6 protein-coding genes are annotated in these 12,633 nt (G+C 70.9%); 2 read left to right on the forward strand and 4 right to left on the reverse strand.

The features are described 5' to 3' along the window. From ACFM35_RS09085 to ACFM35_RS09100, 4 genes are read right to left on the reverse strand one after another with little or no spacing between them, the layout of a single operon-like run. Positions 1 to 3,459, reverse strand: coding sequence for a hypothetical protein (locus tag ACFM35_RS09085; protein WP_378841184.1), 3,459 nt, complete (start codon positions 3,457 to 3,459; stop codon positions 1 to 3). 1 nt (position 3,460) lies between these two features. After that, positions 3,461 to 6,871, reverse strand: coding sequence for a tubulin-like doman-containing protein (locus ACFM35_RS09090; protein WP_378841186.1), 3,411 nt, complete (start codon positions 6,869 to 6,871; stop codon positions 3,461 to 3,463). Between the two features lie 37 nt (positions 6,872 to 6,908). Further along, the gene (locus tag ACFM35_RS09095; protein WP_378841189.1) at positions 6,909 to 9,716 is read right to left on the reverse strand and encodes a vWA domain-containing protein; all 2,808 of its coding nucleotides are present in this window, start codon (positions 9,714 to 9,716) and stop codon (positions 6,909 to 6,911) included. Then, positions 9,713 to 10,171 carry a hypothetical protein gene (locus tag ACFM35_RS09100; RefSeq protein ID WP_378841191.1) on the reverse strand — a complete coding sequence of 153 codons (459 nt, stop codon included), beginning with the start codon at positions 10,169 to 10,171 and terminating at the stop codon, positions 9,713 to 9,715. The genes ACFM35_RS09095 and ACFM35_RS09100 overlap by 4 nt, the downstream gene beginning before the upstream one ends. A 247-nt stretch (positions 10,172 to 10,418) precedes the next feature. Between ACFM35_RS09100 and ACFM35_RS09105 the strand changes: the two genes are divergently transcribed. Beyond that, positions 10,419 to 10,634: an AsnC family protein gene (locus ACFM35_RS09105; RefSeq protein ID WP_378841194.1), complete on the forward strand. Its 216-nt coding sequence runs from the start codon at positions 10,419 to 10,421 to the stop codon at positions 10,632 to 10,634. 65 nt (positions 10,635 to 10,699) lie between these two features. Continuing rightward, entirely contained in the window at positions 10,700 to 12,622 is a 1,923-nt protein-coding gene (locus tag ACFM35_RS09110; RefSeq protein WP_378841196.1) for an ABC transporter ATP-binding protein, read from the forward strand. Positions 12,623 to 12,633 lie beyond the last annotated feature (11 nt).

Raw genomic sequence — 12,633 nt, forward strand, 5'->3', positions numbered from 1 at the left:
TCACACCCCGGTATCCGCCTCCGGGGACCCGCCGTCGGCTGCCGGCGCCGTCCCGGCGTCGCCGCGCACGCTCATCAGGCGCAGCGCCGACTGCGGGACGGGTCCCGCGATGTCGACGCGCCACGAGAGGTCGATCGGCGATGTGCCGCTTTCGGGGAAGGTGACGACGTCGACCTCCGCGCCCGGGCGGAACTCGAGGGTCGAGGCCAAGCGCTGCGGCAGCACGAGATAGCTGCGCACCCGCTCGTGGTGCCGCTCGGCGAGGTCGACGTCAGCCAAGACCGTCGCGCTCAGCGGCGTGACGGGGTCGCGCCGCCGGCCGAGCGTGCCCAGGAGGTACTCGTCCCAGCCGATGTCGTCGCCGCTCCGGTCGAACGGATCGCTCGCCCGGAGGAGCGAGCGCAGCGGGTTGTCGCCGACGGGCACGACGCGCGGGCGACCGCCGTGCAGGTCGCTGCGCTGCGCGGTGCCCACGAGCGCCTCGAGCCGCGGGCCCGCCACACGGGTGAGCACCGCGGTGTCGTCGAGAGCCGCCAACAGCATCTTGCGCGTGTGGTTGGAGGAGTGCGGCAGATCCTCGTCGAGCGCCTCTAGACCGAAGGCGCCGGCCTGGGCTCCGCGTTCCAGACCGACCTCGCGCACGAGCGACGCGAACGCGGCGTGCCGCCAGCCCTTGACGACCAGCTGGTCGGTCATCACGCCACGCAGCCGCGCTGTCGCGGCATGGTCGTCGTCGCGCACCGTGGCGATCTGCAGGGCGAACGGCATGGTCCGCCGCTCCATGTCGTACGGCTGACGCTCGAGCCACGAGGCGGGCACGTGCCAGGGCCGATGGATCGCGCGCGACAGCAGCACCATCCAGTCGACCGCCTGCCGATGCAGCGAGGCGAGGCGGGTGGCCTCCTGCCTCGCCTGTCGGGAGGTCACGCCCAGCTCGGCGAGCCTCGCCCGCTGCACGTCGACCCTGCGCTGGAAACGCGACCAGCCCGCGTGGTAGCGGATGAGGGCGATGAAGGTGAGCAGCACCGCGGCCAGGACGAGGAGCAGCAGGACGATCCGCAGCGCGGTGTACCAGCCGGTGGGATCGAAGGCTGCCACACGTTCGGCCTGGCGTCCCACGGCGGCGAAACCCAGCCACAGCAGCGCTCCGATGCCGAGGACGATCAGCCACCCCACGAGCATCATCCGGTGGAAGCGCCGGCGGAGCCGCAAGAGATCGCCCGGTACGGGGATCTGCATGGCATCGATCTCGTCCGAGAGACGCTTCGACAGGCGCTCGGCCGAGCGCCTCTCCTCCGCCAGGCGGGTGAGGAGTCGCCAGACGAAGGATCGGTCCTGAGAGGCCGCCCATCGGTCGAAGTCTTCGAGGAGCTGACCGCGCGTGACCTGTTCGGTGTCGGCCCGCACGAACGCCGCGCGCGCCTCTTCGCGCTCCGCGTGCGCGGCGGCGAGATGGGCGGCGTCCTCCGAGATGAGTTCGGTGAACGACCGGCGGCCGGCCGGCATCGGCGGCGGCGGCGTGCGCGGCCGCTCCCGCGAACGCAGCGCGGGCTCCTCGGCCGCCTGCTCCGGCGGGCCGGCCCGGTCGACCGCCTCGGCGACGACTGCTGCCGGTGGGGCCTGGTCGCCCGGCGACAGGGTGTCAGCCGACGGCGGGGGAAGGGGGACGGATGCCGGATCCGCGGTCATGGTCGCCGGCTGCGTGATCGACCCGTTCGACGACGCCGCCCATGCCGCCGTGGCGGGCGTGGGATCGACCGGCCGCTGCGGCGGATCCGCCTGTGCCTGCGGCGACGGCGGGGGAAGCGGCTGGGTGGGGGGCGCCGGGGGCGGCTCGGCGATCCCGTCCTGGTCCGGTGCCTGACTCCCCCACGGAACCGGTGACGTCACCGACACGCGCCGCTGCAGCAGCGCGATCTGATCGGACAGGCCGGCTACCGCCCGCTGCGTGGCATCCCGCCGGGTCGCAGCATCCGTCACCCACTCCTCGAGCTTCTCGCGGGGGTCGGCGAGCGCGAGGGCGTACCAGTCCACGCTGTCGGGGAACACCTCGGGCAGCAGCTCCCGCGGCGGAGCCCACGGCTCGCCGGGCAGGGCGAGCACGTCGGACACCCGGCCGAAGATCGGGGTCTTGTCTTCGATGGGCGCGAATCCGAGGTCGGACAGATCCGCGCTGCCGTCGAGCGTTCCGAAAACGAGTTCGCGCAGGCGTGCCCACAGCCGCGGCGTCGTCCGCACGTGCGCGAGGCTGGCAGGGGCGTGCGCCAAGGCTCGTGCGTTGCGTTCGTCCTCCTTCAGGCGTCCGGCGTCCGAAAGCACACCGAGGTCGCGTGCGTCGAAGATCTCGTCGAGGTCCGTGCCGACCACCTCAGCGCCTTCATCGGTGTGCAGCGCGCGCGTGAGCTGACGAGCCGTGCGGGAGGTCAACCAGCGCCAGCTCCAGTAGGGCATGCGCACGAGCTTGTCGCCCGAGAACACGAAGAACCGCCCGACCTGCCGCCAGATGCCGGTGCGCCGCTTGGGTGGCTCGGGCGACATCGGCGGCTCGCGGAAGGCCAGGGCACCGTCATCGACTGTCATCGCGCCGCGCACCATCTCGTCGACGTAGCCGCTGACGAGCGCGTCCTGGATGAACGTCGTGCCCTCGGGCGGCGGACTGATGCTGGGATCGACGAGCAGCGACTCCGGACGGATGGCCTCGTCGAGCACATGGGCGGCGGTGAGTCGCCCGAGGGACTCGGTGAGGACCGCGTTGACGAAGACGCGGGAGATCCAGATCGCCTGGTGTCCCGACTCCTCGCGGTCGAACAGCTCGAAGCTGCCCTGACTCACGCCGTTCCAAAGGCCCGCGACGCTGGCCAGATGCATCAGGGTGAACCCGACGAACCGCTCGTTCTCGCGGACGAAGGCATCGCCCGACCAGGGGCTCGAACGATCTTCCGGGGCCGCGACGATGACCGCACCGTACTCCCCGGACGCCCAGTCCACCCGCTCGCCGAGAGCGAACTCCGTGGGTGCGCAGATGAGCACGGCATGCTTCAGCTGCACGGGCTGCTCGCGGAGTGTCGCGTGCGGGCTGGGCATCGGCATGGACTTGCGCACCGCGTCGCGGACACGTTCCGCGACGAGGTCCTGCGCGAGGTCCTGCTCGTGCGAGGGCACCGCCGAACGCAGTTTGACCAAGCGGACGACCGTCAGCGGCTCGCGGGCGAGGGCTTCGAACAGGTCGACGTCGACCCGGCTGATCTCGAGGTCGCGACCGACTCCGAGGACCACCGCCTCGATGCGCGGAGGGCCGGCATCGGCCGAGCCGACGCGTTCGGGCTTCACCCAGAGCGCGTGGCTGAGCAGGCCCATCTTGGTCCACTCGCCGGCGAGCGCCAGCAGCGCCTCCCCTTGCTCGCCGCTGGGCAGCAGGATGATGCTCGCCTTCGAGTCGGGCCAGAACCTGTCCGACACGTCAGATCCCCGTGTCCGCAGCCCTCGTGCCCAGCACCGCCGAGGTCAGGTCGTCGAGTGCGCGCAGCAGCTGCTCGCGGATCTCCCAGCTCACCGGGTAGGCGTAGACCGACTCGGAGTGGTCGTGCTCGACGACCTTCTCGACGAACGCGGCGCGCTCGCTCGTGAACCAGTCGCGCAGGGCGGTCTGGCGGTCGGCCAGTTCGTCTCCCGCACTTCCGGCGCGCGCGGGGTCGGGCTCGGGCGAGCCCTCCGGCAGCGTTCCGGACTGCACCCAGTCCGTGAGGATGTCGGACATCGACCCCCGATCGCCGCCGAGCGCACTGAGCGCCCGATAGGCCGCGAGCGGCTCGAGGCTCTCCTCGGAGTTGCACAGCGCGAGCGCGATGGTCAGCGACTGCATCACGACGCCGGGGAAGTCATGCGGTTGCGCGTTGCGCGGGTGCAGGAGCGGATGCGGGAACCAGGCATACGCGCGCCGCAGGGTGTTCCACACCCCGAGCTTGGGACCCTTCTCGCCGTGGCCGCTCTCGACCTTCAGCTGCCCGAGCGCCTTGGCGACGTACCAACCCCGCAGCATCGTCGCGACGACCGCGGGATCGGCCGGTATGGCCTCGCCGAGCAGCCGCGCCTTCTTGAACTTCCAGAACGCCTCACGGCTGTCCTGCGTGCCCGACTGCGCGAGCCAGCCGCGGGCGATCGGCTCCATCACCGAATCCATCACGATCGGCTGATAGGGGAAGCCCGACATCGCGAATACCTCGATGCCGTCGACCCGCGCGTCCTGGAACCAGGCGGGCGAGGTCGCGTCGTCCCAGAAGCCCATCGATCCGAGGAGGTTCTTCGTGATCGCGTACATCTCGGTGCCCTCCTTGAAGGGGATCGAGCTGAAGACGAGACTCGTCGACTCGTTGACGGCCTTGTCGTGCACCAGACGCAGCAGAGTCGGGTTGAGCTTGACGAGCGGCTCGCTCGCGCCGAGCGCCGCCTGCAGCTGCTCGCGATACTTGTCGCGGCGGCGGCCGAAGACCTCGGGCGTGAGTTCGTGCTCGTCGAAGAAGCTCAGCAGGTCTTCGGTGACATAGGCGTGGAAGGGTGTTCCCTCGCGTCGCATCCACAGTCGCGCGCGCTCCACGTAGGCCTCCGGCTGCGCAGCGACGGTGAACCGGGGCGACTGCGTCTGGTGGCGCGTTTCCGCGTCGGCCGTGACGGCGGGCTTCCAGCCGCGTCGGATGTCGATCAGAGACCACGGGACGGATGCCTCGTCCCCCGCGCGTCCCGGCTCGGCGCCGACGATCAGGTCGCCGATCACGGCGATCATCGCGTCGTCGAAGCGCGCGGCCTCGCTGCGACTGCTGCGCACGAGCTTCTCGAACTCGCGCGGGTACTGCGTGTGCTCGACGAGCAGGCGCTCGTTGGGCGCGGGGGTGTACTTGCGCGGCACGGTGTCGTCGTTGCGGGTCGGCCAGAACGGGAAATCGTTCTCGCGATCGTCGGGCGTGCGGCGGCTGTTGACCCGCTGGGTGAGTTCGGCGAACGACCCTTCGAGGTGCTCGCGCAGGGGCGCGAGGAACTCTCCGCGCAGCTCCTTGAGCAGCGTGCTCGCGCTCGCACGCAGACGCGCTTCGGACGCCCATTCGAGGGCCTGCGTGAGGCGCTCGACGGCTCCGGCGACAGCATCCTGATCCGGACGGATCGAGTTCTGGTTCGCGGCGAGCTGCAGTTCCTGACTCACGAGCGAGGGCAGCTGCATGACCCACTGGTCGTGATTGTGGGCCTCCGCCTCGAGCTGATCGGCGACGCCCTTCAGAACGCGCTCGACGCGTGCGAGGAGTTCGACCACGACCGGCAATCCGCTCGCGGCGACATACCGGGCGACCGTGTGCAGGATGCGGGAGGGCGCGGCGTCGATCCAGTCGTCGAGGATCAGCTGACGCGCACGCTCGTCGCGCCGCAGCAGCTCGCCGTTGCGGATCGAGTACTCGTTCAGCAGTCGCGTGCTCCAGGTCGAGACATCCAGCCCGCCGTTCTTGTCGAGCAGGTTCGGGTCGCTGAGGCGCTGCTGCACGGCGTGGGCGAGCTCGAGAGTGAGCTGCTCCAGGTTCTCCTTCGCGCGAAGCTCGGTCGTGACGTCGTTGTGGTCGTCGGTGTCTTCGTTGAGGCGCAGATCGCGGATGAACCGCTGGAACGCCTCGTCGGCCTTGACGGCGATCCACTCCTGCTCGGTGCGCTTGGTGAAGAGCTTGTCGTCCTCGGTGTGGGCGTACAGCATGCGGTCCAGCGAGGAGCGCGCCAGGCGCTCCGCGGAGTACTCGAGGAACTTCTCGCGCCCGAGCGTGACACGTCCGAAGCCGAGCGACGAGAAGGGCGGCGAATGGTGCACGGCGCTCATCAGGCCGGACTCGTCGCGCAGGACGTTCGCCCCCACGCGGGCCTGCCAGTTGCCGGACGCGTAGGCGGTGATGTCGTCCTGGACCCGGTCGTCGGTGATCCACGCCGTGAGGCTCGTCGCGACGGCGTTGTAGACCTCGCTCTGGTCGGCGAAGGTGACCTTCGAGTTGCTGCGTCCGACGATGAACGGGTACGCGGGACCGACCCGGTCCATGGCGCCGCCGTACGAGGGTGCGATGCCCTGATGCTTGAGCAGTTCGAGGGTCGAATCCGACGGGGCCTCGGTCCAGAATCCGTTCATCGTCTCGGCGATGGAGGCGAGCGCGTTGCCGGGCATACCGGCGGTGACGTTCAACTGGTCGAAGACGTCGGGTGCGTAGAGGATGCTGAAGAACTGGTTCGACCACGGATGCTGCTTGGCGGTCGACTTGACGACCTCGATGACGTCCAGGAACTGCCCCGCCCCCGAGCCCCCTGCGACCGACGAGATGACGATGACGGTGGGGCTGGACGCGCCGCCCTCGTCACGGGCGCGCAGCTGACGACCGAGGGTCTGCAGCTCGGCGAGCGCAGCGGCATCGTTCATGCGGCCGATCGCGGAACGCGCTGCCGCGGCGATGTCCTTCGTCGCCGACAGGGCGACAGCACGTCCGACCGCCCGGTACTGACCGGCACCCTTCGTCACGTCGACCTTGACGAGGCGGGGATCGGGCAGCTGCCGTTTGATGTCGCCGTACACGCTGGCGTTCGTGTGGTGCGCACTCTCGATCGAGCGGTAGACGGTGTCGTACGTCGCTCCCGAGCTCACCAGTCCGCGGTACTCCTGCGGCGGCAGGAAGGGGATCGCGTAGTCCACGCCGTCCTGGGCGGTCGGGGTGTCGAAGTGCAGGAACTGCCAGGCGGCCGGGATACCCCCCTGCCAGTTGGCCTGCTGCAGCTTCAGCTCGAGCTGGTACTTGATGCCGCGGAGGGTCTTGCCGCCGGAGCCGCCGACACCGATGAGTAGAAACGGTCTGAGCATGGGATCTCGCTTTCGTTCAGGAGGGGGAGGAGTCTGTTCAGCGCCCGGGGCGCGGGGGTGGTGGGGGTACCGTGCCCGAGCGCGGCGGAGGGGGCGGGACGCTGCCGGTCCCCTGGACCGGGGCGGGCCGCGGCGGCGTCGTGGACGAACCCGGCCGGGTCGGTGCGCTCGGCGCCGGCACGGACGCGGACGGCGACGGCGCGGGAGACGACGGCGCGGGAACAGTAGTTCCCGGCGCGCTCGACGTCGACGCGGGTGCATCCGCCCGACGCGGAGCCGCGGCATCCTGGATCTGTCCGCGCTGTCGATCGGCGCGCTCATGGAGGGCCTGCCCGTCGACCTCGATCTCGGCCAGCCGGCTGCGGTACTGGGATGGATCGCTCGGATCGGGGCGGTGGAAGAACACCGCCGTGCCGTCGACGTCGTCACCTCGGCGGGTGCGGCTGAGCTCGTCGTGGCGGACGACGACCGCCGAGAACGCGTCGAGCGGCAGCTGCCGGAAGCGCACGGTGCCGTCGGCGCGACGCACGCCCTCGGAGCCCGCCCGGCGCCCGGTCCGTGCGGAGAGCACCGCTGCGCCCGCGGGCGGCACGATCTCGTACCAGGTCTCGCGCAGAGGGAACCACGGCACCCGCGCGCGGAGTGTTCCCAACGCGGGGTCGTCGATCGTGCGGACGTTCCTCCTCGGGGGCTGGTAGCCGAACTGCTGGCCGAGCGCCGTCGCGTCCCCGGGCGCTGTCGGGAACACCGTCTCGCGCGCACCGATCCGCAGGGCGAGCGCGGCCCGCTGCGTGTTGGGCTCGAGCTCCAGGCGCGTCGTGTACCAGTTGACCAGCCAGAGCAGCACGAGCGGGACGAGGATGCCGAGCACCAAGAGCCCCAGCGCGAGCAGTCCGACCGCGGCGGCGTTCACCGGCCGGGTCGAGGGGAAGACGACGGGGACGTCCTGGGTGAGCTCGGCCCCGGCACCCGAGACGAAAGTCACGGGGATGCTGGCTTGCACTGTGCTGTCGGCGGCGGTGGGGTTCGCGGCGGCGATCGAGATGCGCACGCCCTCCGACCCCTGCGGGACTGCGATGCAACCGTCGCCGTCCAGATCGGCGGCGAGGTCCCATTCCCAGCTGCCGGCGCGGTCCGCGGCATCGCTGACGATCGACGGGTCCTCCCGCACACACACCCTGCCGTCGCCGCCGTCGGCGGGGCCGAGCACCGTGATCGCACCTCGCGCCTGCCCGTCGGCTCCTTCGAGCGGGTCCAGCTGCACCGGCACGGTCGCCACGCGCGGGAAGTTCGACGGCAAGACGGTCGTGACCGTCTGCTGAGCCGACACCGGCGCGAGGGTCAGCTGATGCGCGGCCGTCACGAGGGGGTCGATCGCCGCGGTCACCGTCAGCTGCGAGGCGCTGATGTCGGACGGCAGCGGGATCGTGAAGGACCCCGTCGCGAGGTCGAGCTCCGCACCGTCGAGCGTGACCGCCTCCGCGCTCTCCCCCGGCAGCGACGCGCGGAACTCCGCCCGACCGAATGCCGTCAGGTCGGCGGGATCACCCGAGGTCGAGACCACCCGGCCGGTGACGACCGCGGCGGCCTGTCCGTTCGCGTCGAGCTCGATGGAGCCGGTCTCGTCGAAGCGGATGGAGAGATCGCTGAACAGGAACAACGAGCGGGTGTCACCCGAGGTGAGCTGCCACTGGCCGCGGGCCGCGGCATCCGTCGTCGACACATCGATCACGCTCGAGCCGTCGCGCGCGTCGATGGACGCCCACGACTGCGGGGCCGTGTCGGATGCCGGATCCAGGCCGGAGTCCGCCGGCGGGGTGAGTGTCCAGGCGCCCTCGCCGAGGACGACCCGGAACCGGCTGACGCCCGCATCGACCCAGAAGCGTCCGTCGGCGTCGAACGGGGCGGGGTAGCCGCCGCCGACCTGCGCGCTCAGCTGCAGGAAGACCTGCGCGAGAGACGAGGGGCTGTCCGCCTCGAGGAATGCGCCGTGCACGTAGCTGCTGGGCATCGGCTGCTGCCCGCAGCCGACCGCCGACCCGTCGACCTCGCCCGCGCCCTCCACGAGGGGGCGCATCACCTGACCCTTGTCGGAGGCCGCCTCGTCGGCGGCGAGCAGCACGCCGAGCACGACGACGCCGGACTGCCGGAAGGTGTTGAAGATGCCGAAGCCTTCGGGCGCGTCGCCGTCGGCGTCGATCCGCGCTCCGCACAGGGCATTCAGTCCGTCGGCGTTCGCCTGGGCGTCTCCCACGTCGTACGCACCGTCGGTCAGCCAGACCACGACCTGGCAGCCGGGAGCGCTCCGCTGCTGCACTGCGAGCTGCGACTGCGCGCCGTCCAGCGCCTCGATCCAGTTGGTGTACCCGTTCGGCGTGCGCGAGGAGATCGCCTGGCCGAGCTGATCCGGACTGCCCTCCTGCCACTGCTGCCAGCCGATGTCGGCCGAGAAGTCGGTGCTGAAGAAGCCCGCCGCCCAGTTCACGGCGGTGTCCTCACCCAGGGAGCCGAGCTGCTCGAGGCTGTTGGCGAGGATCGCCGCGCGCAGGACGTCGGGGTCGGAGCCCGGCGTCACACCGTCGTCCTGCACGCGTAGCGACTGCGAGTTGTCGATCAGGTAATAGACGTTCAACACGTCCTGGGAGGCGAGGCAGGTGCGGATGTCGGCGATCGCCGCATCACCGGATTCCGACAGGGACGAATCGGATGCCGCGGCCGTCGTCGTCACGCGCGCGACCGCGGCGGGGTCGGCGGTCGTCGCCGCGAATGCGGCCGGCGCCCCGGTACCGAGGAGGAGGACTGTCGCGACCGCGGCCGCGAGGGCCGCTCCCAGACGCCGCCTCACGACCAACCCAGCAGCTCGGACAGCGGCACGCTCAGGTTGAGCACGTGCCACGCGCCGAGGAGGACCCCGAGTCCGGCCGCCCCCGTGAGCGCGCGCGAGTATCCGGGGCGGAGGACGAAGTTGCGGTTGCGCGCGCGCCCCCGGCGCTGCCCGACGGCGTCCCAGCCGTAGCAGGCGATCACGGCCACAGGAGTGAGCAGGTACCCCAGGAGGCTCAGCGACCAGTGGTCGGCGGCGACGAGGGGAAGCGGCAGCCCCAGCATCACGACGGTCGCGCTGGCACACGTCGCGACGATGATCGCGAGCACGATGCTGGCCACGACGGCGGCACCTCCGACGACCAGCGGGAGGACGCTCGCGCGCGGAGAAGCGCCGGCGGCCGGCCGGGCAACGGCGGACGCGGCGGACGACGGGCCGGAACCGCCGGCTCTCGAGGGCAACGGCGGTGCAGACATGCGGCGCGTCCCCTTGATGATTGCGGCCCGGGCTGAGAATGCCGTGGTTCCCCAGAGGGCCACACCGGGAGTGCAGACACAGCCGTCGACACTTCCTCGACGCTCTCACGATAAGCCTGTGTGGGCGGTGTGAACAGGGTCACGGATCCGCATCACGTCAACGTCGGTTGACATTCAAGCGTCGTGTCAACTACAGTTGACGAGCGGATGGCCCGGCACGAGGCATCCGGTCTGCGAAAGGACACCCGTGAGCAGTGATGACATCCGCACCCTCGTCGGCGCGGCCGCCGAGGGAGAGCCGATCGCCGAGCTGCATCGCCTCGCGGGCGTGCGCGTCGAGCTCTCTCGCGCCGAGGAGGTGCAGGTGCGTCGCGCCCGCAACCTCGGCTACTCCTGGCAGGCGATCGCCGCTGCCCTCGGTGTGAGCAGGCAGGCCGCACACAAGAAGTACGGTCGACGCTAGACGGCCTGACCCTGAGGAGAAGGCGTACGTTCGAAGTTCCCCCGACGCACGAAAAGGTAACCCGCATGTCGAACACCGCCCCCGCCCGCCGCGGCCGTCGCTCCCAGCCCGAGGGCCCCCGCGCGACCTTCCGACAGCTGCTGCCGTTCATCTTCGAGCACAAGCCCGTGCTGGTCGTGATCGCCGTCCTCAGCGTCGTGGGCGCGGGGGCGACGCTGGCGCAGCCCTTGCTGGTCGGACAGCTGATCGCCCGCGTGCAGAACGGCGAAGCCCTCGGCTCACTCGTCTGGCTGCTCGTCGGTTTCGTGGTGGTCGCCTCGGTGATCTCGGGATACCAGCACTTCCTGCTGCAGCGCACCGGCACGGCCGTGGTCTACTCGAGCCGCCGGAAGCTCATCGCCCGCATCCTCCGTCTGCCGATCAGCGAGTTCGACGCACGCCGCACCGGCGACCTCGTCTCGCGCGTGGGCACCGACACCACCCTGCTCTACGCCGTGCTCACGCAGGGGCTCGCCGATGCCGTCGGCAATGTGCTGATCTTCCTCGGAGCGCTCATCGCGATGGCCATCATCGACCCGATCCTGCTTGCACTCATCGTGCTCGTGATCGGCATCTCCCTGCTCGGCGTCGTGCTTCTGAGCGGCCGGATCCGCACGGCATCGGCCGAACAGCAGGTCAAGGTCGGCGAGCTCGCCTCGGGCGTCGAGCGCGCCGTGGGCTCGATCCGCACCGTGCGCGCATCGGGGGCGACGCAGCGCGAGATCGACAGCGTCACGGGCCTCGCCACCGACGCCTACGGCGTGGGCGTCCGCATCGCGAAGGTGTCGGCACTCGTGGTTCCGGTCGCGAGCATCGCCCTGCAGGTCTCCCTGCTCGTCGTGCTCGGCGTGGGCGGCTTCCGCGTCGCCTCCGGAGCCATCACGATCGCCAGCCTGGTGACGTTCATCATGTTCCTCTTCATGCTGATCGCACCCCTCGGATCGACGTTCGGTGCGATCACCTCCGTCAACCAGGCACTGGGAGCGCTCGGTCGCATCCAGGAGGTGCTCGACCTCCCCACCGAGGAGCAGGAGGACTCGCGGCTGGCCGCCGCCGCGCCGCGCGTCGGGGCCGATCCCGGCGCCGCCATCGAGTTCGTCGACGTCCACTTCGCCTACCCCGCCCACGTGATCGCGGCGCGCTCGGCCGCCGAGGCCGAGGCCGCCAAGGTGCTCGAGAACGCGCACGTCGACCCCGCCACGACCTCGATCCCCGTCGTCGAGGACGCCGTGCCCGCGGGAGCCGCAGCGGCAGCGCCGGATGCCGCGGCCGGCGTCCTGCACGGAGTGTCGTTCCGCGTCCCGCGTGGCGCGCGCGTCGCCCTCGTCGGACCCTCCGGCGCCGGCAAGAGCACGACGCTCGCGCTGATCGAGCGGTTCTACGATCCGACGGGCGGCGCGATCCTCGTCGGCGGCGAAGACGTGCGCACGCTCGACCGCACCGCGCTCCGCGCTCAGCTCGGCTACGTCGAGCAGGATGCGCCGACCCTTGCGGGGTCGATCGCCGACAATCTGCGGCTGGCGTCTCCCGGGGCATCCGATGCGGAATGCGAGGCGGTGCTGCGCGCGGTCAACCTGGGCGACGTGCTCGAGCGCGACCCGCTCGGTATCGACGCGCCCGTCGGCGAGAGCGGCGTGATGCTCTCCGGCGGTGAGCGCCAGCGGCTCGCCATCGCCCGCGCGCTGCTGGCCGCCCCGCCGATCCTGCTCCTCGACGAGTCGACGTCGTCGCTCGACGGCCTGAACGAGCAGCGGATGCGCGACGCGCTCGATGCCGTCGCCTCGGGGCGCACGCTCATCGTCATCGCCCACCGACTCTCGACGGTCGTCGACAGCGACCTCATCGTGGTGCTCGATCACGGCCGGGTCGTGGGCCAGGGCACGCACAGCGAGCTGGTCGCGTCGACCCCGCTGTACCGCGATCTCGCACGCCACCAGCTGCTGGTGTAGCCGCGATCCGC

The organism is Microbacterium songi, assembly GCF_042747925.1.
Lineage (GTDB): Bacteria > Actinomycetota > Actinomycetes > Actinomycetales > Microbacteriaceae > Microbacterium.

Excerpts from the sequence above, each read along its gene's own strand:
- ACFM35_RS09090 (WP_378841186.1), bottom strand. The coding sequence starts at position 6,871 with ATGCTCAGACCGTTTCTACTCATCGGTGTCGGCGGCTCCGGCGGCAAG.
- ACFM35_RS09100 (WP_378841191.1), bottom strand. The coding sequence starts at position 10,171 with ATGTCTGCACCGCCGTTGCCCTCGAGAGCCGGCGGTTCCGGCCCGTCG.
- ACFM35_RS09110 (WP_378841196.1), top strand. The coding sequence starts at position 10,700 with ATGTCGAACACCGCCCCCGCCCGCCGCGGCCGTCGCTCCCAGCCCGAG.